We start from the raw sequence: 21567 nt of genomic DNA on the forward strand, positions 1-21567 counted from the left end.
CGGCAACGCTCCCTCGCCGGCAGGTGAATTTCCGGCGTCCAGGGCGCTATTCGTCGGTGGGCCGTTCCTCCGGCACGAACAGCGTCCGGGCGGCCCGGGCCTCGCGGGCGATGAAATCGCCGGTCGCGCGGATGCGCGGCAGGTCGTGCAGGTCGGCGTGGGTGATCAGCCAGAAGGTGCGCAGGATCGAAACCGTGTCCAGGACCGGCACCAGCCCGGGATGGCCCAAGGCCATGAAGCAGGGCAGCACGCACAGGCCGGCGCCGGCGAGCGTCGCCTGCAGCTGGGCGACCAGGGTCGAACTGCGGAACTGCGGAACGGCGCCGGGTGCGATCAGCGGCAGATAGTCGAGCTCGGGCGTGAAGATGAAATCCTCGGCATAGCCGATCAGCACCTGGCGCTTCAGGTCGTCGGGCGTCTCGATCGGCGGATGGCCGGCCAGGTAGGAAGGCGTCGCATAGAGGCCCAGGCGATAGTCGGCGAGCTTGCGGGCATAGAGCCGGCCCTCGGTCGGGCGCGACAGGCCGATCGCGATGTCGGCCTCGCGCTTGGACAGGCTGAACACGCGGGGCAGGGCCACCAGCTCCGGTCGCAGGTCGGGAAACTCGCGGATCAGGCCCCCGACGCGCGGGGCCAGGAAATAGCTGCCGAACCCATCGGGCGCGCCGATCCGCACCGTGCCCGAGACCAGCGGACCGTCGCCCTGGATGTCCTTGTGGGCGGCGAGCGCCGTACGCTCCATCGCCTCCGCCGTCACCAGCAGGCGCCGGCCGGCCGAAGTCAAACCGTAGCCCTGGGGGCTGCGCTCGAACAAAGGCGTGGCGAGCGCACGCTCCAGCGCCGCGATCCGCCGGCTGACGGTCGTGTGATCCTGGCGCAGGCGCGCTGCCGCGGCGGTCAGCCGCCCGGTCCGTGCCACGGCCAGGAAATAGCGCAGATGGTCCCAGTCGAACCCGTCTTCGATGGCCATGCGAAACTCGGCACAGTGGTTCTGCAGAAATCCACATACCAGAAGCGGCTGGAAGATGACATGCGTGAGGTCGAGACAAGACGGCCTACCTTGCTACCCCGCCATTCCCGCGCAGACGGGAATCCAGGCGGTACGCGCGGAGCGCGGAAAGCAGTCTTTTCGCCGCAGACGCGGCTCTTTGCTGGATTCCCGCCTGCGCGGGAATGACAGTTGAGGGGTGGCGGCGTTAAGATCTGGGGAAAAGGCCAATACCACGATCGCGGACGCGCGATCGCAAGGAGCAGGACGGGATGGAATTCGAGCTTTCGGAAGACCAGCAGGCTTTTCAGGAAACCGCCCGCGGTTTCGCCCGCGACGTGCTGTTGCCCGGGGCGGCGCGCTGGGACGAGGAGAAGCATTTTCCTGAAGACGAGCTGCGCCAGGCGGCGGCCTTGGGTTTTGCCGGGATCTATGTGCGCGAGGACATCGGCGGCTCCGGCCTGGCCCGGCTCGACGCGGCGCTGATCTTCGAGGAACTGGCGGCGGCCGACCCGTCGACCGCAGCTTATCTCTCGATCCACAACATGGTCGCCTGGATGATCGACCGGTTCGGCGACGACGGCGTGCGCGAGCGTTTCCTGCCGAAGCTCGTCACCATGGAGCATTTCGCCAGCTACTGCCTGACCGAACCGGGCTCGGGCTCGGACGCGGCCTCGCTCTCGACCAAGGCCGAGCGTGCCGGCGACCATTACGTGCTGAACGGCGCCAAGGCGTTCATTTCGGGCGGCGGGCGCAGCGAGGTCTACGCGGTCATGGTCCGCACCGGCGGGCCTGGGCCGAAGGGCATCTCGTGCCTGCTGGTCGAGAAGGGCACGCCCGGCCTGTCGTTCGGCAAGCAGGAAAAGAAGCTCGGCTGGAACTCGCAGCCGACCTGCCAGGTGATCTTCGAGGACGCCCGCGTGCCGGTCGCGAACCGGATCGGGGCGGAGGGCGAGGGTTTCCGCATCGCCATGGCCGGCCTCGACGGCGGCCGGGTCAATATCGGCGCCTGCTCCCTGGGGGGTGCGCGCGCCTGCCTCGAAGCGGCGCGCACCTATATGGGCGAGCGCAAGCAGTTCGGCAAAACCCTGTCGGCGTTTCAGGCGCTGCAGTTCAAGCTCGCCGACATGGCGACGGAGCTCGACGCGGCGCGCCTCATGATCCATCGCGCAGCATCCTCGCTCGATGCCAAGCATCCGGAGGCCTCGACCCATTGCGCCATGGCCAAGCGCTTCGCGACCGACGTGGGCTTCCAGGTCGTGAACGACGCGCTGCAGCTGCACGGCGGCTATGGCTACATCAAGGAATATCCGATCGAGCGCTACCTGCGGGACCTGCGCGTCCACCAGATCCTCGAAGGGACCAACGAAATCATGCGCGTCATCATTGCGCGCCGCCTGCTGGAGAACGCCTGAACCATGACGAAGATCGCATTCATCGGCCTCGGCAACATGGGCCGCCCCATGGCCGAGAACCTGGTCAAGGCCGGCCACCAGGTCGTGGGATTCGACATGGCCGCGGCCTCGGTCCAGGCGTTCGCCGGCAACGGCGGCATCGCGGCGGGCTCCTCGGCCGAGGCGGTCGCTGGCGCCGAGGTGATCGTCACCATGCTGCCGGCCGGCCCGCATGTGCGCGGCGCCTATCTGGATGCCAAGGGCATCCTGGCGAACGCGGAGCCGGGCGCCCTGTTGATCGATTGCTCGACCATCGACGTCGATTCCGCGCGCGCCGTGGCGGCAGAGGCGAGCGACCGCGGCTTCGCCATGATCGATGCGCCGGTTTCCGGCGGCACCGGCGGTGCTACGGCCGCCACGCTGACCTTCATGGTCGGCGGCCCGGATGCCGCGGTCGAGCAGGCGAATACCTACCTGTCCCAGATGGGCAAGACCATCGTCCACTGCGGCGGCGCCGGCACCGGCCAGGCCGCCAAGATCTGCAACAACATGATCCTGGGCATTTCGATGGCCGCCGTGTCGGAAGCGTTCGCGCTGGCCGAGAAGCTGGGCCTGGATGCACAGAAGCTGTACGACGTCAGCTCGAAATCGTCGGGGCAATGCTGGTCGCTCACCACCTATTGCCCGACGCCGGGTCCGGTGCCGACTTCGCCGTCCAACCGCGGCTATGCGCCGGGCTTCACCGCCGACATGATGTTGAAGGACCTGAAGCTGTCGCAGCAGGCGGCCCAGGCGTCGGGCGCGGTGACGCCCTTGGGCGCCGAGGCGATGACCATCTACCAGCTGCTCTCGGCCGCCGGTGGCGGTGCCAAGGATTTCTCGGTCATGCTGCCGTATCTCAAGGGCAAGCTCGGCGATTTTCTTTAACGATCGTCATCCCCGCGCAGGCGGGGATCCAGGGTGGCCGCGCACCGTCCGCTTGCCCTGGATTCCCGCTTCCGCGGGACTGACGGTGTGAAAACCTGAACTACAGGAGCCTCTCCATGTCCCTCGAACAGAACCTCGATCCCTTCGCGCTCGCCGATGCGCTGTCGAACAAGCTGCTGATCGACGGCAAGCTCGTCCCGGCGCTGTCGGGCAAGCGCTTCGACGTGATCAATCCGGCGACCGGCGAGACGATCGGCCACGCGGCCGACGGCGTCGCCACCGACGTCGACCTGGCGGTCCAGGCCGCGGCCAAGGCGCAGAAGAGCTGGGCCAAGCTGCACCCGCGCGAGCGCGGCCGGCTGATCTCGGAATGCGGCCGCCTGCTCAACACCCATGTCGAGGAGATCGCCAAGCTGGTGGCGCTCGAGACCGGCAAGGCGCTCCGCACCGAGAGCCGGGTCGAGGCCGGCGTGCTGGCCGACGTGTTCGTGTTCTTCGGCGGGCTGGGCTCCGAGCTGAAGGGCGAGAGCGTGCCGTTCAAGACCGACAGCATCACCATCACCCAGCGCGAGCCGATCGGCGTCGTCGGCGCGATCATCCCGTGGAACGTGCCGCTGCTGCTGATGGCGCTCAAGATCGCGCCCGCCATGGTCGCCGGCAACACGGTCGTGGTGAAGTCGGCCGAGGAAGCGCCGCTGGCCGTGCTGCGCGTGGCGCAGATCATGAACCAGGTGCTGCCGCCGGGCGTGTTCAACATGATCTCCGGCGATGGCCCGGGTGCTGGAGCACCCCTGGTCAGCCATCCGAAGGTTGGCAAGGTCACCTTCACCGGCTCGGTCGAGACCGGCAAGATCGTCTATCGCGCCGCCGCCGAAAAGCTGATCCCGGTGACGTTGGAGTTGGGCGGCAAGAGCCCGATGATCGTCATGGGCGATGCCGACGTCGACCGTGCCGTCGCCGGCGCCATCACCGGCATGCGCTTCACCCGCCAGGGCCAGAGCTGCACGGCGGCGTCGCGCATGTTCGTCCATGCCTCGATCCATGACGAGTTCGTCGCCAAGCTCAAGGCCAAGGTCGACGAGATGGTCATGGGCGACCCGCTCGACGAGAAGACCGACATCGGCACGATCATCTCGCCCGAACAGTTCGCCAAGGTGAAATCCTATATCGAGCTGGGCGAGGCGGCGCCGGGCGCCACGACCTTGCGCTGCTCGGCCATGCCGACCGATCCGAAGCTGGCCAAGGGTCTGTTCGTGCAACCGGTCGTGTTCACCGGCCTCACCAACGACCATCGCGTCTGCAAGGAAGAGATCTTCGGGCCGGTCACCGCCGTGGTGAAGTTCACCGACTATGACGACGTCATCCGTCAGGCGAACGATACGGAGTATGGCCTCGCCGCCTCGATCTGGACCAAGGACCTGAAGACCGCGCTCGATGCGACCCAGCGGCTCGAGGCCGGCCTGGTCCAGGTCAACCAGAACCTGGTGGTGCAGCCGAACATGTCCTACGGCGGCGTGAAGCAGTCGGGCCTGGGCAAGGAAGCCTCGCTCGAAAGCATGCTCGAGCACTTCACGACCAAGAAGACGATCATCCTCAACCTGGGCTAGGCACAGGGCGCGGATAAAAATCAGGCGGAGGGACCCTTGGGTCGCTCCGCCTGAAGTCATTAGACGATGAGGAGGAGCTCCAGGCTGCGCCCGATCGATTAATGACGGGTTAGCGTGGGGTCTCGTCGTCGATTTATTTGGCGGGTTTGACGCTGTTGTTTGTGGCCGTCGGGGTGACGACCAGCTTGGTGAGCGTCGTGCCGGCACTGCTGAGGTTGCGAACCATGATGCCGTGCAATCCGATCGGCAGGATGCCTGCCCAGGTGCCGGCCGCCACCGGCACGCCGTCGATCCGGATCTGGGTCGTGGCCGGATTAGGCGCGTCGGTCGTGATGGTGAAGCCGCTCGCGGTCTGGACGTTGACCGACCAGGCGATGTAGTCGCCGACATGGGCCAGCGTGCCGGTCGCCGTGCCCGACGGTGTGACGCCCATCGAGAACGAGACGGGGATGTTGCCGGCGTCGATCGGCAGCGGCCAGGCGAACGCGCTGGCCGGGCGGGTGTTCTGGATCGCGGCCAGGATGGCCTGCATCTTCGGCGTCGCCTGGTCGGCGATGGTCGGGTTGGCAATGCCGTAGGCGGTAGCGCCGGCCGCATTGAACACGAACGGCATGCCGCCGCCCATCTGGAAGAACTTGTTGATGGCGGTCGTCTCGAAGGCCTGGGCGTTCGGGTCGAGGTTGGCGCTCAACTGCACCGCGGACGGATAGTCGCCGCCGACTTCGAAGCCGCCCTCATAGCCCATCTCGTGCAGGCCGAAGCCCAGCGCCCAGATCGCGTCGCCCTCGGTCGAGGGGCTGGTCTCGCCCGAAGCATAGATCGCCGCGACCGAGCCGGCATTCGCGCTGTTGGCGCTCTGGTACCAGCCGCCCCCGCCGCCCCACAGGTAGTAATTCGCCGGGTGCGGGCTCGCGACATGGGCGACGCCGTCGGCATTGTCGTAGAAATTCTCCAGATAGCCGAGCCCGATCGCGGCCGTGTTGCCGGAATTGCCGTACTGCCATTCGAACACCGGTCGCACCCGGGCCATCATCAGCGCGTCGCCCCAGACCGAACGGAACAGGCTGCTGATGCGGACCGTCCGGTCGACGACGCGGCGCTTGGCCCAGACCGTCGGATCGGTGGCACCGTCATAGGCGAGCGGCGAGCCGCCGGCCGCGACCGCGGCACTGGCCAAGCTCTGGTTCATGCTCGACTGGACATAGCCGGTGTTCCACAGCTCGTTGCTGTATTCGAGATAGACCTTGAGGTTGCTGTTGAGCGGCGGATATGCCGGATGCGCCTGGGCGCTGGTGTAGGGAGTGGTGCCGTCGCTGCCGAACGCGAGCAGCTGGGCCAGCTTGGTCACATAGTCGTCGTCGACGCCGACGGGGATGTTGATCCAGGCGTCCTTGCCGGTTTCGTTGGCGAGCGCTACCAGGTACTCGAGCGAGCCGCCCTTGCCCTGCCAGCCATAGCCGCCGACCGCCTGATACTGCGAGGCCTGGCCCGGCGTCACCCGGTCGGCCCAATGCTGCTGCCGATTGCCGTTGGTCGCCAGGTAATCCATGAAGCGGATGCCGGAGAAATACGACAGGAACGACTTGTACTGGGCGCTGAACAGCTCGCCCGCGCCATGGACGCCGGTCGAGCCGGGTGCCACGGGCCGCAGGATCTGCAGGTTGGTGATGCCGGACCCGACCGGTGCCGCGGGACTGCGCTGGCTCTGGCCGAATCCGAGCGTGGCGGCGGTCGGCGCCGTCGCCGCCGCGACCGTCCAGGTCGCCGTGGTCTTGTTGGCGACCGGGTCGTACCCGGCGCCGACCGGCAGGATGGTGCCGTAGCCGACCCCGTTGACCGAGAAGCTGCCGACACCGCTCCAATCGGTCACCTGCGCCTGGCCGGTGAAGCTCATCTGATAGACGCCGTCCAGCTCGCGTCCGGTCGACCAGAGCGGCAGCGTCGCATCGGCCAGCGGCCAGCCCTGGGCATCCAATGGCGCCGGCATCTGGGCGTTGGAATAGACGGTGAATCCGCCCGCCTGCTTCATGATATCGGCGAACATGTTGCCGGGTTCGCCGGGCAATGCGACCGATCCGTTGATGCCGACCGGCGTCGCGGCTTCGATCACCTGGAACGGCACGCTCGGGCTCGACCAGCCCAGCTGCAGCCGGCCGTTCGGCTGCTGCTCCCAGTAATGGACGCAGATGTCATAGGACGTGCCGGCGGTCAGGGCCACCGCCTTCTGCGCGGTCTTGGCGCTGTTGCCATAGTCGGCATAGAGCGTGGTCCAGGTCGTGGACCCGGTCGGCCGGAAATAGAGTGCGACCCCGCCATTGGCGACCACTTGCAGGGTATAGGTCTCGCTGGTCGTCGCCATGACCTGGCCGGTCCAGCTGGCGGAGAAATTCTGCCAGCCGTTCGTGTTGAACTCGGGCGACAGCGACCCGCCCGGGCCGACCGTGTTCCAGGCAAAATCGATGCGCGCGTCGCGCCGCTGGAACGCGGGATTGGTGACGCCGCCCACCCCCGACTGATATTGGCCGAGGAAGCCCCCCCACAGGACGCCCTGGGCATGAGCGGAGCCGAGACCCGCCGCCATGGAAAGTGCGGAAAAGGTAAGCGCCATCGCGCCAAATTTGCTGTTCATGCCGCTTCAGCCCATCAGGAGAATAGATTGGCGGCGCAAAGTTCCGATCATCCGGGTCGGCCCGAAAGACTCGTGCCGACGCGCGATGAAATACTTCGTGCCCTCAAAGGTTCTGCGGATGGGCAGAGGATGAGGGCGCTGAATTAAGAGAATCTGAAGGTCAGTTGATCGTTATTATTTAAAATAAATCACATTCTAGACAAATTGATTCTGCGAATATTGTATTTCGAGAAAATAGAAACAGAAATTCTCGTATTGTGAGAATATCCGGCGTTACGAAAATCAACCGAGATCGGCATCGCTTGGTGCGGAGATCGTCGGCACCACGATCGGCGGCGTCGTGCCGTCGAGCAGGAACAAGGCGCGCCAGTCCCGGCTCCGGCCGAACTCGACGAAGCGGTAGGACAATGCCGCGACCGTCAGCAGCAGGAACAGGTAGATCGGCAGGGTGCGGGCGAGATCGTCGAGCGGTGCCGCCTCGGCCTGGAACAGGTTGCGCAGCAGCGGCTCGTGCCAGACATACAGGCTGAAGCACATCATGCCCAGCACCTGGACCGGCCGGCTGGCGAAAGCGGCGCGCAGCCAGCCGCGTTCGAGCGACAGCAGCCCGGCGATGATCGCGGCGAAGCCCACGACCAGGAAATCGTCGAACGGCACCTCGATCCAGCGGCCGAGCCGGTCGCCGGCGACCACGGCGAGGGCCAGGGCGAGAGCGCCGCCCAGGGTGACGAGACGGGGCCAGCGGACGCGGACGCCCGCGACATAGGCCTGCGCCAAGGCCATGCCGACGGCGAAGATCTCCAGATTGGCGGTCAGGCCCATGGTCAGCGGCTGGATCGGCCGACCGGCAACGAGCGTCAGACCCAGTGTGCGCGAGGCCAGGCTGAGCACGGTCGCGGCCACGATGGTCCGCACGATGCCCCAGCGCTGGAATGCCAGAACCATGAACGGGAACAGGATGCTGAACCAGATCTCGACGCCCAGCGACCAGAGCGGCGGGTTGAGGTGCGGCTCGAACCCGTGGGGCGCAAAGGTGAACAGCGCGCCGGCGATGGAGATCAGTTCGAGCGGCAGACGCAGGTCGTGCACCGGCGGAACCTGGTTCAGCACCAGGCACAGCAGGGCCACCAGATAATAGAGCGGCAGCAGCCGGGCGGCCCGGCGCCGGTAGAAGCCGCGCCAATCGGCCGAGGTCTCCATCTTCGCCCGACCGCGCGCGAACGGCAGGTAGAGCACGAAGCCAGATAGAACGAAGAACAGCTGCACCCCGATCCAGCCATAGGACAGGAAGAACAGCGAGCTGGTGACCGCGGGCGCCAGCGCCAGCACGCTGCCCGCCTTGAAATACAGGCCGAAGAGGTGATGCCAGACGACCGCGACGATCGCCACACCGCGCAGGCCGTTGATGATGTCGAGCTTGCCGCCGGCGGAATTCTGCGCCGGCGTCTCGATCGGGACGGCGTCAGCCGCGCTTGGTGGCAGCCGCATGGGGCACCTCGCCGAGCAGGGTCAACAACTGGCCGGTCAGGTGGGCCTGGTCGAAATGCTGCCGGACCCATTGGCTGCCGGCGGTACCCATCGGCGCCCAGCGCTCCGGACTGCGCGCGAGCTCGACCATCGTCCGGGCGAGTGCCGCCGGATCGCGTTCGGCGACCAGCAGGCCGGTCTCGCCGTCGACCAGCCCCTCCGGAAAACCGTTGTGGTTGCTGGCGATGACCGGCATGCCCAGGGCCTGGGCCTCCTGCAGCACCAGCCCCTGGCCCTCGACGTCGCCCGAGGGCGCGGACGTACTGGCCAGCACGAAGATGTCGGCCGCATCGGCCAGGCGGGCGACCTCTTCCTGGGTCCGGCGGCCCAACAGGTGCACGTGCCCGGCGAGGCCCAGCCGGGCGATCGCCGCTTCGAGCGCGCCGCGGGTCGGCCCTTCGCCGATGATGGCGAGGCTGGCGTCGACGCCGGCCGCGCGTACCAGCGCCAGTGCCTCGATCGCGTAGACATGGCCCTTCTTCTCGACCAGCCTGCCGATCGACAGGAACCTGACCGGCGCGCCGGCGATGCCGCTGCGGGCGCGGAACGGGAAGCGATCGGGATAGAGCCCGACCGGCAGCCGCACCGTCAGCGCTTCGGGCGCACCGATCTCCAGGATGCGGCCGCGCGTATAGTTGGTATTGGCGACGAACAGGTCGCCGCGCTGAAACAGCCGGCGATAGAGGTCCGGCCCCTCGGCCTGGACCCGCTCCGAAAAATCATAGCCGTGGAAGAAGGTCACGAGGCGACCGCTGATCAGGCCCAGGTCACGGAGCCAGGTGCCGAACTGGCCGTTCGGCGCGAAATGGCACAGCACATGATCGAACTGGCGGGGTTGGCCGCTGAGGTCGACCGCGGCCATGACCAGGCGGATGAAATCATACGGGCTCGGCAGCGCGCCGCCGAGTGTCCCGGCCAGGATGCGCAGGCTGGCGATCGGGTGCGCCAGCAGATACAGCAGGTCGCGCGCCCGTTCCGCCTTTGGTCCCGGGACCGTGACCCGGACCAGCCGGACCGACGCCAGGATGCGCCGCGTCGCTTCGTGCAGGCCGCTCGTGTCCGGCGTGCCCCTGCCGAACGACAGGATGGTGACGTCGAGCCCACGCTCGATCAACGACAGGATCTGGTTGTCGATGAAGGTCTCGGAAATCGCCGGATAATTGTCGAGCAACAGGGCGATGCGCGGGCCGTTCGCGTCGCGCGGCATCAGCGGCTCGTTACCGAGGCTGCCGCCCGGATCTCGGCCGGCGCCGCTGGGGCAGGGGCGCGGATCGCCGTCGGCCGCAGCCGCTCCTCGAGCCGCGTGATGAACTCGGCCACAGCGAAATAGCGCGCCTTGCCGACACCGGCCCGGGCCGTCAGGTACAACGCGAGGCGCTTGGCCGACCGGGGCTTCGCCCGCCAATTGCGCCGCAGCAGGCGGGCGCCGTAATCGGGCCGGCCCATCTGCACGAAGATCTCGCCCAACATGCCGGTGAACAGACCGGGATCGACCGTGCCGTCGCGGAAATGCGGGCGCAGGTGGGTCCGGTACATATAGAGATGGCCGGTCAGCCGGTTGCGGCCGCTCGACGTGATGCGGCCGTCGGGTGCGATATAGAGCGTGGTCAGCAACTCCGGCACGCAGGCGAAGCGGGTGAGGGCGGACAGGCGTACCCACAGCTCCCAATCCTGGCACGAGCGCAGGTTCGGCTCGAAACCGCCGACGGCACGCAGCAGGTCGCGCCGCACCAGGGCGCACGAGGTCGATCCCACGACATTGTGGTTCATCAGCGCCAGGCGGATGTCGCCGGCCTCGGTCGCGCGGCTGATGCCGCACGGCTGGCCCGCCTCGGTCAGGCTGGCGATGCCGGTATAGGCGGCGCCGAAAGCGGGTCCGCCCGCCGCGATCGCGGCCAATTGCCGGGTGATCTTGTCCGGATGCCAGGTATCGTCGCTGTCGAGGAAGGCGACGTAGGTTCCTTCAGCCAACTCGATGCCGCGATTGCGCGCCGCCGCGGCCCCCATGTTGCGTTCGAGCGGATGGAAACGGAATGGCACGGGACAGGCGAAGCCGGCCGCCCATTCCGCTGTGCCGTCGGTCGAGCCGTCGTCGACGATGATGATTTCGAGCGCCCGATGGCTTTGCGCCACGACGCTGGCGATCGCGCGCGGCAGGCAATGCAGGCGGTTGTAGCTGGGGATCACGACCGAGACGAGCGGGGGCGGGGACATCGGCGCTCCTTCTCAGGCGCGGGAGGTGAGGATGCCGGCGATCAGGCCGACATCGTTGCGACGGAACAACAGCGTCAGGCCGCCATAGACCACGGCGCCGACCGCCAGTTCCAGCGCCAGCAGCGGGATGCCGGCCAGCAGGCCCTGATGGTCGAGCAGGCGGACCAGCAACCCCATGCCCAGCGCCAGCCCGACGGCTGGGGCGAACGAGGCGACATATTCGCCGAACACCGGGCCGATGATCGGCCGGATCAACCAGCGATAGACCGCGAGCACGACCAGGACGTTGATCGCGCACAGCACCCAGGTCGCCGGGACCAGCCCGAACCAGGCGAGGCTCGCGGCATAGATCGGCACCTGGATGGCGAATTGCACCAGGGTCCAGTAGAACGACCGGTCGGCGCGGCCGACGGCGAGCACGAGCGAGCCCACGGGATTGTTGATGGTGCGCGCCATCGCGATGATCGAGCACAGCTCGACCAGCGGGATCGCCGGGGCCCATTTGTCGCCGAGCAGCAGCGGCACGGCATGGGGTGCGATTGCGGCGAAGCCGAACAGCAGGGGGGCGTTGGTCGTCGACAGCAGCTTGGTCACGAGCAGGAAGCCGCGCTTCAGCGCCGATGGATCGTTCTGCTTCTTGGCGAAGACCGGGAAGGCCACGTTGGTGATGATCGGGTTGATGCGATAGACCGGCTCGACGATCAGCATCCAGGCCATGTTGTAATAGCCCAGCGGCTGCGGGCCCAGCAGGGCCGCGATCAGGAACTGGTCGAGCCGCAGGTTGACGTAGTTCACCGCCCGGTCGCCGACCTGGAACATGCCGAACCGCATGAAATGGCGGATCTCGTCATAGCGCAGCCGCATCTTGATCTGCAGCAGGTCGCGGCCGGCGATCCACAGGAACAGGCTGCGCAGCAGGGCGGTCAGCAATTGCGACAGGATCAGCGCATAGATGCCGACGCCGGCCCACAGCAGGGCGGCGGCGCTGGCCGCGCTCAACAGGTTGGCACCCAGCTCGACCCGGCCCAGCCGCTCGAACCGCAGGTTCTTCTGCAGCAGGGCCTGGAAGGTCTGGCCGATCGGGGCCACCGCGAAATTGGCCGAGGCGACCAGCAGCATGCCGGTCAGTTCCGGCTGGCCGTAGGCATAGGCCAGCACGGGTGACAGGAGGGCGGAAACCGCGGCGACGGCGCAGCCGAACAGCAGGTTGAACCAGTAGAGGCTGGACAGCTGGTCGCTGTCGGCATCCTGCTTGGCGATGATGCCCTGGGTGACGCCGGCATCGGCGAAGATATAGGCGAAGCCCAGCACCAAGTTGACGATGGCGAACAGGCCCAGCTGAAATGGCGGTAGCATATGGGCGGCGACCAGGGTCACGCCGAAGCGCGCGCCGATGTTGGATATCGTGGTCGCCGCGGTCCAGCGGACCGATTTCAGGGCTTTGACGCGCAAACTCATCGCGGTTCGATCATCCTTTGGCACCGGGTGGAAAGGCCCCGGAGGGCACAAAAAGTGCGGTGACCGCGCCGAACGCTTGGGGCGGGTCAAGGTTTGCGTCCGGGTTGATCGGGTTCTTGGCTTTTTACGCGGATTTCGCGCAACCGGTGAAACGCCGGCGCCCGTCAAACGGTTCCCCGCAGTTTTTCGAAGACATGCGCGAAGACGGTGTGGCCTTTGCGCGGCATCGCCGGGCGACCGTCACGGGTCTTTTCAGGGAGTGTAATATCATCCTGGTCGTTTGCGGAGTGATTATCCGCCGTTCCCCCGGCTCGACCGGGGGACAGCACCTTGACCTTCCTTCGAGAGACAGGTGCATCATGCCCAAAACCGCCGATCGTTCTTTCTCGACCCTGGTGAAGCAAGCGCCGCTCATCGGCCCGCTCGCACGCCGCCTCGCCCGCACGCCGCTGGTCGAACACTTGCGCAAGCGCCTGGGATTCCACGGCTCCGCCGACTATTGGGATGCGCGCTACCGGGCGGGCGGCACCTCCGGCGCGGGTTCCTACGGGCGCCTCGCCGCGTTCAAGGCCGAGGTGCTGAACGAATTCGTCCGATCCCGCGGCATCACCTCGATCGTCGAGTTCGGTTGCGGCGACGGTGCTCAACTGGCCCTGGCCGATTATCCATCCTATGTCGGCGTCGACGTGGCGCCGGCGGCGGTGGCGCTCTGCACCGAGCGGTTCGCGGCCGATCCGAGCAAGCGCTTCTATCTCGCGGGCACGCTGCCCGGTGAACTGGCACCGTTCGACCTCGTCCTCTCGCTCGACGTGATCTATCATCTGGTCGAGAACGCGGTGTTCGACACCTACATGCGCGGCCTGTTCGACCATGCGCGGAGCCACGTGGCGATCTATGCCAGCGACCTCGACGTTCCCGGCCCGTCGCCGCACGTCCGCCACCGCGCCTTCACGCGCTGGGTCGCGGCGGAACGGCCCGATTGGCATCTGGCCGGCATCGTCCCCAACCGCTATCCGTTCGACGCGGCCGATCCGGACGAAACCTCGTTCGCCGATTTCCACTTCTTCGAGCGGCGCGCTTGAGAGACTGCCCGCCGGCTGCGTCTATCGGGTATAGCCGGAATAGACGTCCTGGCCCGCCGCCTTCTCGACCTTGCTGAGGATGATGCCGGTCGGCATGTCCGGATCGAGCGCCAGGCGGCGCAGGGCCTCGCGCACCAGCCGTTGGCGCGTGCGCTTCCAGGACACGACCAGGGCGACCGCGTCGACCGAACGGGCCAGCAGCATGGCATCGGGCACGCGCATGATCGGGGGCGAATCGACGACGATATAGTCGTACTCGCGCCGCGCGTCACGCAGGATGGCCCCCAGGCCGTCGGCTTCCAGCATCGGCGCCAGCCGGCCCGATTCCTCGGTCGCGGTGAGGTAGTTGAGCCCCGTCAGGTCGTCGATGCCGATCCAGTCGCGCCAGCCCGCAGGATCGTCGAGGAAGCTCGGCTGACCCGGCCGCGACGGCGGCGGCAGGATCGTCTCCAATGTCGGGCGGCGGAAATCGCATTCGATCAGCAGCACCCGGCAGCCGTCGCGCGCGGCGAGCCGGGCGAAGGACAGGGCGAACGAGGTCTTGCCCTCCCCAGGCACGGCGGAGCTGACCAGGATCGTCTTCAGGGCGCGGCCCTCGGATGCCCAGCGCAGTTTCGCCCGGAAGGCGCGCAGCGTCTCGGCGACCGGGGACGTCGGGTGGTCGACGACATACCGGTGCGGCAGCCGCTTGCGCCCGAGGTTGCGAACCATTGGAATCGCGGCCAGGCCGGGCAGGCCGGTCACGGTGCGGACCTGCTCCAGCGTCTCGAAGCCATGGTCGAGCTGGGCGTAGAGAATGGCGCCGGCGATCGCGACCAGGCCAGCGGCGAAGCCGGCGAGCATCGCCATCAGGGTGATCTTGGGGCTCGACGGATGCAGCGGCACGAAGGCGGCCGAGATCATGCGCGCGTTCGCGGTCTGATGATCCTGCGGCTTCGCGGTCTGGGCGATGCGCAGCATGAATTCGTCATAGACCTTCCGCTTGCTCTGGGCGTCGTCGTTCAGCCGCTGCAGCTTGTCCTGGGCAGCGGTGCTGGCCGTCGCCTTGCCGTTCAGCACCGCGATCTGCTGGACCAGGCTCGCCTCGCGGGCGCGGGTCACGTCGACCTGGCCCTTGAGCGAGCTCACGACCTTGTCGATTTCCCGGCTGATCGCGCTTTGCAGGCCGGCGACCTGCTTGTTGGCCGCCTTCATGTCCGGATGGTTCGGGCCGACCCGGGTCTGCAGGTCGGACTGGTTGCGCGCCGCCTCGGCTTCCTGGCCGCGCAGCTGCTGGATGACCGGCGAGGCCAACACGTCGGTATTGGCGGCGATGCCACTCTGCTTGGCGTCGATCGCCTGATTGTATTTCGCTTCCGCCGCCGCGCGGTCGGCCCGGGCGGTCGACAATTGCCCGTTCAGTTCGGCGACCTGCTGGCCGGCGATCGTACCGCCCGGTGTCACCAGCAGGCCGGTCTTGTTGGTGAAATCCTGGACGCTCTGCTCGGCGGCGACCATCTGTTTGCGCAGATCCTCGCCGCGCGCATCGAGCGACTGGTTGGCCTCGACGGTCGCTGCCCGGTTCTCCGAGATGTATTGCGACAGGTAGGTCTGGATCAGGGAGTTGACGACGTTCGCCGCGACCTCCGGATTCTCGCTCTTGTAGGTGATCGAGATGACATAGTCGCGGCCGTCGTTGACCAGGTCGAGGTTGTGGGCGAGCGTGTTCAGCACGTCGTCGTGGATGGCCGCCCGCTCGTCGCCGACCGCCGTCTGATGGCCGCGCATCAGCCCCTGGACGATCGGGATCGGGTTGATCTCGGCCCACAGGCTGTCGTCCTTGGGCTTCAGGCGGGGATTGAATTCCGGCACCTGGTCCAGATGCAGCTTGTCGGCGACGGCTTCGAGCACGATGCGCGAGCTCATGACCGCCATTTCGCTGCGCACGAGCGCCTGGTCGCCGGTCGGTGTGATCAGGGTCTCGAGTTCGGGGATCGACATCTTGCGCGTCGCAACCACGACCGCGCCGTCGGCGGTGAACCGGGGGGTCAGCTGCTTGCCGATCAGGACGGCCAGCACCATCGCGGCCAGCACGGTCGCGCAGATGATCCAGCGCCGGCGCCACAGCAGCGCGCCCATGCCAAGGATGGACGTGACCTCGGCCGCGGGCGGCGGCGCGAAGCTTTCGAGCGCTGAATGCTCGATCAAGGCGCCGCGACGATAGATCGGAGCGGCCGGCAAGCCGCTGCCGCTGGTAGCGTCGGTCATACGCAAGTTCCTATATTTCAACGTCGGCGAAAGGATCTTGCAAAGACGGGCCTTTACGCCGAGATGCCGGTACTAGTCACCCGCGTAAACGATCTTATCCCTAATTCGTTGCGCTGCACACAATGACAATTATGGCGCAGGCGGCGAACACGCCGCCGCACAGCAGCGCCTTGAAGGTCCCGCGCACCACGCGGGTCAGGCCGGTCACGCCTTCGATCTCGCGGCGTTCGGCCGAGCGGTTCTCGCGGCCCATCAGCAGGACCATATAGAACGAGAAACCGAAGATGGTGTAGGTATCGCGGATGTCGACCGGATGGGGATTGATCGCCCGGGTCGCAAAGGCGCGCTTCAACGCCGCGAACTGGCTGGGTGTGAAGGATCCGGCGATGGCGGGGCCGACCCGGTTCGCCAGCACCTTGAAGAAGGGGTCGAGTTCGGCCTGAGGCGGCATCAGGACCTCGGGACCGGTGCCGTACCGTTCGCCTGCTGGCTCCGACTCCCAAGACATGCCGATGGCTCCCGGCGGCGCGATTTGATCGGCCGCCATCCAGAAAAAGCTTTGACGGACCGGTTTTCTTGGGGGAAGGCTTGCCGCTCCGCCCGATCGATCCGCCGGTGAACTGTAAAAATCGGTCCGACGATGGAGCGACTTTGGCGCACAGAGCGTTGACAAGGGCTTAAGCTTACGAGAGCGAGATTGATGGACGCAACGTTCGGTGGGGCCGGCATCGAGCGGCGATGGCACGGTGCCGGGATGCCGCGGTCCAGCTTGGTTTCCGGCGTGCTGGCCGCCATGCTGGTCTCGACGCTGTTCCTGACGCGCTTCGCCCTGACCCTGGGCCATAGCGAACTTTCCCTGGCCCTGGTGGTGGCGCTGTTTGGAACGGCATTGCTGGTGCTGACCGGAGCGGTGCGGATCAGCCCGACGCGGTTCGCGCTATTCGCGCTTGCGGTCGCGACCCTGCTGCTGTCGGTGATGCTCGGCGGCAGCACCAGCCCGTCCTATCTGTCGTTCCTCAACCTCATCCTGCTCTATGCCTGCTGGCTGTTCGTAGTGCCGGACGATCGGCAGTTCGAGGCAGCGATGCGGACGATGCGCAAGATGCTGCTGATCATCGCGGTCTCGGGCATCCTGCAGTTCTTCGCGCAAGTCGCGATCAAAGGACCGGTGCTGTTCAATTGGCAGAACGTCTTCCCCTATACCTGGATCAGCCACGGCTTCAATTACGTCATTCCCGTGCCGGGCCTGGGCGGGATGAACAAATCGAACGGCTTCTTCCTGCTGGAACCGTCGAGCCTGTCGCAGATGATGGCGATCGGCATCATCATCGAACTCGAGTTCTTTCGGCCGTCCTGGCGCCTGGCGGTATTGGCCGCGGCCCTGGCGCTGTCGTTTTCCGGGACCGGCCTGGTGTTGTTCATGGCCATCGTACCGCTGATGCTGCTGACGCGGGGCAAGGGCGGCATCCTGCTGGTCGCAGTGCCGGCCCTGGTCGGGCTGGCCCTGCTCGTGGCCGGTCCCAGGATCGCCCTGTTGTTCGACCGCCTGCAGGAGTTCGGATCGGACCAGTCGAGCGGCTTCGCCCGCTTCATCTCGCCGTTCTTCCTGTTCAGCGACTATCTGTATCCGCACCTCTCGACGACGCTCTTCGGCATGGGGCCGGGCTCGATCGAGGGCTTCTCGCTGAAGGCCGCCTACCTGATCCACGATCCGACCTGGGGCAAGCTGATCTTCGAATACGGCTTCCTGGGCGCGGTGCCCTTCGTTCTCTATGTCGCGTATTGCTTCTTCGCCGGAGCGCGCTCGATCTGGCTGGCGAGCGCGCTGTTCCTGAACTACCTGCTGCTCGGCGGCAATCTGGTCGATGCGCGGCTGCAGGTGCTGATCCTGGTGCTGGTCGTGCTGCAGAACCGTCCGCGCGACGTCGCACGGGCCGCCGTCAGAACTGCAGCGCGAGACTTACGTAGTTCGGCGCGCACGGCCCGGACAGCTTGAGCGACTGCATCTGCTGGCTGTCCATGCAGCCGGCGAGAAACGCCAGTCCGACCAGAAGGCCCGCGACCCGAAGCAACGCCATGGCAACCTCCGCTGAAGCCGAACCAACCTAGCATGGAAATAGGCGTCGCGGCGCGCCAGTCAATGGAGCGGCGGCGCGTCGAGGCCCAGCGGCTGGCGCCGGTCGAGCCATCCCTTCGCCAGGCCGGCGAGCCGATGATAATGCCGCTCGAACAGGAACCAGAAGATCCAGGCGGCACCGTTGGCGATCGCGAAGACTTCGAGGAAGGTCGCGAGGTCGTAGTGCCCGGCTGCGGGCCGGTGGACGGCAAACCAGATCAGCACGGTGTAGTGGATCAGGTAGAGCGAATAGCTGTAGTCGGCGATCCGGTCGATCGCGCGGCTGACCAGGCGCGGCACGGCGATCGGCGCCGCACCCAACAGGAAGAAGCCCCCGAACAGGATGCCGGCAGTGAACAGCGCGAACTGCAGGTCATAGACGCGCGTGTCGGTCACGAGCGCCCTGCCGGCCAGCAGTACCGCCGACAACAACATCAGGCCGGCGAGGCCCCAGGCCCAGCGCCGCCGGCCGGGCAGCGCCTGCGGCCCGCCCCGGCGCATCAGCCGATCCTGCGCCCAGGCTGCGGCGGCCCCGATCGCCCAGACGAAGCTCAGGCATTGGCCGACTCCGCCCATGGCATTGTAGAGCGGGACGATGCCGACCGCCGCGAGGATCAGGATGTCCCGTGCGCCCAGCCGCTTGCGCCGCGCTACGAAGAAGGCGAGATAGCCGAACGTCAGGTAGATCCACCACTCGATCGCCACGGTCCAGAATGGCCGGCCCGAGCCGAACGCCTCGATGAACCAGGACTGCTCGGGCACGCCCAGCCGGCGCAGGATCTGGAACGCTGGATATTCCTGCAGCATGACCAGGTTGCCCAGCCAATGCAGCGGGGTCGAACTGGCGGCGTAGGGATAGGCCGGCTGGTCGCGCATCAGCCCATCGACCACGGCGACCAGCACCAGGGCGGGCAGATAGCCGGCGAAAATCCGGCAGAACCGGTCGATCAGGTAATGGCCGAAGCGATAGTCGGCCCGGTCGCGCTTCTGTTGCACGCTCAAGGCGATGAGGAAGCCCGACAACAGGAAGAACACCAGCACGCCGAACGTTTCCCAGCGCCCGCCGCGATCGTGGCCGGCCAGGAAATAGGCCGTGCTATGGCCGAGCAGCACGATCTGGGCGGCGAGGGCCCGGACCAGATTGAGATAATCGACCTGGCAGGGGGCGAGCTTGACCGAATGGGCCATCAGGAGCTTTTGGGCGTGGGGTGGGACGGCATCACGCTGCGCAGAGCGCGGCGGATCGCCTTGCCCGGCCGCAGGGTCGAGGCCAGGGCCAGATAGGCCAGGGCCAAGGGTTTGCGTCCGCCGACCAGTGCGATGGTCGAGCGGCGGTAGAGCCCGTCGGACAGCAGCTGTGCCTTGAGCGCCAGCCGATCGCGCCACGGCCGGCGGCGTTCGTGCTCGATGAACGCGTCATAGGCCAGGGTCGGACGGCCTTCCCGTGCCGCATAGAAATTATGATAGGTCCAGCGCACGCTCATGAATTGCCGGGTGGCGCTGCGTGCCGAAACCGCGTTGGCGTGCACTCTGTAATACAGCAGGATTTCGGGCTGGATCAGGATCGGGGCGCCGGTCGCCAGCATGCGGGCGAACAGATCGACGTCCTCAGCCGGCTCAGTCCGTTTGTCGTAGCCGCCGAGGTCGATCGCCGTCTGTCGGCGAAAGATCATGCTCGGATGCAGGAAGCTCAGTGGTTCGCGGGCGACAAGGAAGCGCTGCAGTTCCTCGCGGCTGCGCGGCAGCGGCGTGCGGCTGCCGTGGCGGGCGCCGGCCGGATCGATGATCTCGTAGTAGCTGCCGGCGGCGACCAGGTCGGGATTGGCCGCGACGAAGGCCAATTGCCGCTCGAGCCGCTGTGGCACCATCAGGTCGTCCGAGTCGAGGCGCGCCACCCAGTCGGCACGCGCGACTGCCAGCCCTTGGTTGAGCGTGTCGGCAATGCCGGAATTGGCCTTGGCGATCGGCCGCACGCGCTGGTCCTGGGCCGCGTAGCGCGCGATGATCCGGGCCGTCTCGTCGGTCGAGCCGTCGTCGACCAGGATGAGTTCGAAATCGTCCTGGGTCTGGGCCAGCACGCTGTCGATCGAGGCTGCCAGATAGGCGGCCCCGTTGTAGATCGGCATCACGACGGAAACCCGTGGCGCGGCACGTGTCATAGGCTAGGATCCAGCGGCGGGAACAAGGATAAGGTGCTGCTGATCAACGTCGGAACCTAGCGGAACGGTCCCACATTGTCGTTGAACTTTCCATCGATTGCTCCGTAAATCCAATTTAAAACACGCGTGCACTGCGGGAACAATCCATAGGATAGTTCGTTCATAAGGCGCGTCACCGCGAAAATCGAGTATGGTGCGTTGCACAATCGACACGTTGAGTGTCTCAGAATCTTGCGCTTCAGCATCTTATCATTGCGGGCCGCACTTCGTGCCTCGCGCCGATCGCGAGGGGATATGCCGGTGCCAACCAAGCTTTTGATCGTCAGCTCGTCTGACACGAAATTCTTCGGCCTGCTGAAGGACATGATCCTGTCGCTCGAACGGCTGGCGCGCCTGCCCACCAGTTCGCTGCCGCCCTATGCGCTGGGCATCATCGATCTGGGCCTGTCGGACGAAGATCGCGCCTGGCTGGCCGAACGCGGCGCCGTCATCGTGGTGCCCCGGCCGCACATGGGCGCGGGCTCGCTCGATCGACCGCTCGAACTGGCGTTCCTGGTCCGACCGTTCCTGCCGGAATATTTCCCCGATTTCGAAATCTACTGCTGGATCGATTCCGACGTCTGGCTGCAGAACGAGGAGGCCGTGTTGGCCCTGGTCGACGGTGCGGCGAGCGAAGGCATGGCGATCGCCCATGAGAACGAGCGGGCCTATCGGTTCCAGCGATGGCTGTTCCTGTGGACGGCGAAGCATTTCGTCCTGGGGTACGGCGCGCTTCGCGGTGCGTGGCTGCTGACCCGGCCGCATCTCAATGCCGGCATGTTCGCGATTCACGCCGGGGCGCCCCATTGGGAAGCCTGGGCCCGGCGCTACAAAGCCGCGATCGTCCGCACGGGCAAGATCACGCCGCACGATCAATTCGCGCTCAACCAGGCGGTATACCAGGACCGGCTGCCCACCCGGGTGCTCGACGCCGGCGCCAACTGGATCTGCGACCGGGGCGTGCCGATGTGGAACGACGACACCGGCACCTTCTGCACGCCCTATGCGCCCTACAAGACGATCTCGGCGCTGCATCTGGCCGGGCCGGGCAAGCGCACGGCCTATCGCATCGGGCGTACCGGCGGCGGCAATTTCACGACCATGATCCGCTATGGGGCGGCGCCCAAGGATGCGCCGATGGCGTCCCCGGCCGGGCTGTCGGTGGCGGCGCAATGACGGA

At 66.6% G+C, this 21567-nt stretch carries 16 protein-coding genes; 6 read left to right on the forward strand and 10 right to left on the reverse strand.

What is annotated here, in order from left to right; translation table 11 throughout:
- Nucleotides 1-46: 46 nt before the first annotated feature.
- On the reverse strand, nt 47-970 hold the full coding sequence (locus VGV37_RS05090) for a LysR family transcriptional regulator (RefSeq protein WP_326878543.1): 924 nt from the start codon (nt 968-970) through the stop codon (nt 47-49).
- A 290-nt stretch (nt 971-1260) separates the two neighbouring features.
- Here VGV37_RS05090 and VGV37_RS05095 point away from each other — a divergent pair, with 290 nt between their 5' ends.
- From VGV37_RS05095 to VGV37_RS05105, 3 genes are all read left to right on the forward strand, one after another.
- Nucleotides 1261-2403 (forward strand): isobutyryl-CoA dehydrogenase, encoded by a 1143-nt coding sequence (locus VGV37_RS05095; protein ID WP_326878544.1) that lies wholly within the window; start codon nt 1261-1263, stop codon nt 2401-2403.
- A gap of 3 nt (nt 2404-2406) precedes the next feature.
- Nucleotides 2407-3309, forward strand: a complete 903-nt coding sequence (gene mmsB, locus VGV37_RS05100; RefSeq protein WP_326878545.1) for a 3-hydroxyisobutyrate dehydrogenase — start codon at nt 2407-2409, stop codon at nt 3307-3309.
- Nucleotides 3310-3425: 116 nt separating this feature from the next.
- Nucleotides 3426-4916 (forward strand): aldehyde dehydrogenase family protein, encoded by a 1491-nt coding sequence (locus tag VGV37_RS05105; RefSeq protein WP_326878546.1) that lies wholly within the window; start codon nt 3426-3428, stop codon nt 4914-4916.
- Nucleotides 4917-5049: 133 nt separating this feature from the next.
- On the opposite strand, the gene VGV37_RS05110 is transcribed toward VGV37_RS05105, so the two are convergent.
- The 5 genes from VGV37_RS05110 to VGV37_RS05130 form a co-directional block, all read right to left on the reverse strand.
- Nucleotides 5050-7545 carry a PA14 domain-containing protein gene (locus tag VGV37_RS05110; protein ID WP_326878547.1) on the reverse strand — a complete coding sequence of 832 codons (2496 nt, stop codon included), beginning with the start codon at nt 7543-7545 and terminating at the stop codon, nt 5050-5052.
- A gap of 282 nt (nt 7546-7827) precedes the next feature.
- Nucleotides 7828-9033, reverse strand: a complete 1206-nt coding sequence (locus tag VGV37_RS05115) for an acyltransferase (protein WP_326878548.1) — start codon at nt 9031-9033, stop codon at nt 7828-7830.
- Entirely contained in the window at nt 9008-10279 is a 1272-nt protein-coding gene (locus tag VGV37_RS05120; protein ID WP_326878549.1) for a glycosyltransferase, read from the reverse strand. Before VGV37_RS05120 ends, VGV37_RS05115 begins: the two co-directional genes overlap by 26 nt.
- Nucleotides 10279-11286, reverse strand: coding sequence for a glycosyltransferase family A protein (locus VGV37_RS05125; protein ID WP_326878550.1), 1008 nt, complete (start codon nt 11284-11286; stop codon nt 10279-10281). Before VGV37_RS05125 ends, VGV37_RS05120 begins: the two co-directional genes overlap by 1 nt.
- Nucleotides 11287-11298: 12 nt before the next feature.
- Nucleotides 11299-12744: an MOP flippase family protein gene (locus VGV37_RS05130; RefSeq protein ID WP_326878551.1), complete on the reverse strand. Its 1446-nt coding sequence runs from the start codon at nt 12742-12744 to the stop codon at nt 11299-11301.
- Nucleotides 12745-13103: 359 nt separating this feature from the next.
- Here VGV37_RS05130 and VGV37_RS05135 point away from each other — a divergent pair, with 359 nt between their 5' ends.
- A complete protein-coding gene (locus VGV37_RS05135) occupies nt 13104-13826 on the forward strand; it encodes a class I SAM-dependent methyltransferase (RefSeq protein WP_326878552.1) in 723 nt (240 codons plus the stop codon).
- Between the two features lie 21 nt (nt 13827-13847).
- On the opposite strand, the gene VGV37_RS05140 is transcribed toward VGV37_RS05135, so the two are convergent.
- Both VGV37_RS05140 and VGV37_RS05145 read right to left on the reverse strand, forming a co-directional pair.
- The gene (locus VGV37_RS05140) at nt 13848-16073 is read right to left on the reverse strand and encodes a polysaccharide biosynthesis tyrosine autokinase (RefSeq protein ID WP_326878553.1); all 2226 of its coding nucleotides are present in this window, start codon (nt 16071-16073) and stop codon (nt 13848-13850) included.
- A 100-nt stretch (nt 16074-16173) separates the two neighbouring features.
- Entirely contained in the window at nt 16174-16581 is a 408-nt protein-coding gene (locus VGV37_RS05145) for a hypothetical protein (protein ID WP_326878554.1), read from the reverse strand.
- Nucleotides 16582-16773: 192 nt separating this feature from the next.
- On the opposite strand from VGV37_RS05145, the gene VGV37_RS05150 reads away from it, so the two are divergent.
- On the forward strand, nt 16774-18069 hold the full coding sequence (locus tag VGV37_RS05150) for a hypothetical protein (protein ID WP_326878555.1): 1296 nt from the start codon (nt 16774-16776) through the stop codon (nt 18067-18069).
- 141 nt (nt 18070-18210) lie between these two features.
- Here VGV37_RS05150 and VGV37_RS05155 read toward each other — a convergent pair whose 3' ends face one another.
- Together VGV37_RS05155 and VGV37_RS05160 are read right to left on the reverse strand one after the other, a co-directional pair.
- A complete protein-coding gene (locus tag VGV37_RS05155; protein WP_326878556.1) occupies nt 18211-19377 on the reverse strand; it encodes an acyltransferase in 1167 nt (388 codons plus the stop codon).
- On the reverse strand, nt 19377-20348 hold the full coding sequence (locus VGV37_RS05160; RefSeq protein ID WP_326878557.1) for a glycosyltransferase family 2 protein: 972 nt from the start codon (nt 20346-20348) through the stop codon (nt 19377-19379). Before VGV37_RS05160 ends, VGV37_RS05155 begins: the two co-directional genes overlap by 1 nt.
- A gap of 300 nt (nt 20349-20648) precedes the next feature.
- On the opposite strand from VGV37_RS05160, the gene VGV37_RS05165 reads away from it, so the two are divergent.
- Entirely contained in the window at nt 20649-21563 is a 915-nt protein-coding gene (locus VGV37_RS05165; RefSeq protein WP_326878558.1) for a hypothetical protein, read from the forward strand.
- Nucleotides 21564-21567 lie beyond the last annotated feature (4 nt).

Origin of the sequence: Aliidongia sp. (genome assembly GCF_035943795.1) — a bacterium.
In the GTDB taxonomy this organism is placed as follows: domain Bacteria; phylum Pseudomonadota; class Alphaproteobacteria; order ATCC43930; family CGMCC-115725; genus Aliidongia.

Bases quoted from the DNA above. Each gene is read 5' to 3' on its own strand.
- VGV37_RS05090 (WP_326878543.1), bottom strand. From the start codon at position 970: ATGGCCATCGAAGACGGGTTCGACTGGGACCATCTGCGCTATTTCCTG.
- VGV37_RS05095 (WP_326878544.1), top strand. From the start codon at position 1,261: ATGGAATTCGAGCTTTCGGAAGACCAGCAGGCTTTTCAGGAAACCGCC.
- mmsB (WP_326878545.1), top strand. From the start codon at position 2,407: ATGACGAAGATCGCATTCATCGGCCTCGGCAACATGGGCCGCCCCATG.
- VGV37_RS05105 (WP_326878546.1), top strand. From the start codon at position 3,426: ATGTCCCTCGAACAGAACCTCGATCCCTTCGCGCTCGCCGATGCGCTG.
- VGV37_RS05110 (WP_326878547.1), bottom strand. From the start codon at position 7,545: ATGAACAGCAAATTTGGCGCGATGGCGCTTACCTTTTCCGCACTTTCC.
- VGV37_RS05115 (WP_326878548.1), bottom strand. From the start codon at position 9,033: ATGCGGCTGCCACCAAGCGCGGCTGACGCCGTCCCGATCGAGACGCCG.
- VGV37_RS05120 (WP_326878549.1), bottom strand. From the start codon at position 10,279: ATGCCGCGCGACGCGAACGGCCCGCGCATCGCCCTGTTGCTCGACAAT.
- VGV37_RS05125 (WP_326878550.1), bottom strand. From the start codon at position 11,286: ATGTCCCCGCCCCCGCTCGTCTCGGTCGTGATCCCCAGCTACAACCGC.
- VGV37_RS05130 (WP_326878551.1), bottom strand. From the start codon at position 12,744: ATGAGTTTGCGCGTCAAAGCCCTGAAATCGGTCCGCTGGACCGCGGCG.
- VGV37_RS05135 (WP_326878552.1), top strand. From the start codon at position 13,104: ATGCCCAAAACCGCCGATCGTTCTTTCTCGACCCTGGTGAAGCAAGCG.
- VGV37_RS05140 (WP_326878553.1), bottom strand. From the start codon at position 16,073: ATGACCGACGCTACCAGCGGCAGCGGCTTGCCGGCCGCTCCGATCTAT.
- VGV37_RS05145 (WP_326878554.1), bottom strand. From the start codon at position 16,581: ATGTCTTGGGAGTCGGAGCCAGCAGGCGAACGGTACGGCACCGGTCCC.
- VGV37_RS05150 (WP_326878555.1), top strand. From the start codon at position 16,774: ATGGACGCAACGTTCGGTGGGGCCGGCATCGAGCGGCGATGGCACGGT.
- VGV37_RS05155 (WP_326878556.1), bottom strand. From the start codon at position 19,377: ATGGCCCATTCGGTCAAGCTCGCCCCCTGCCAGGTCGATTATCTCAAT.
- VGV37_RS05160 (WP_326878557.1), bottom strand. From the start codon at position 20,348: ATGACACGTGCCGCGCCACGGGTTTCCGTCGTGATGCCGATCTACAAC.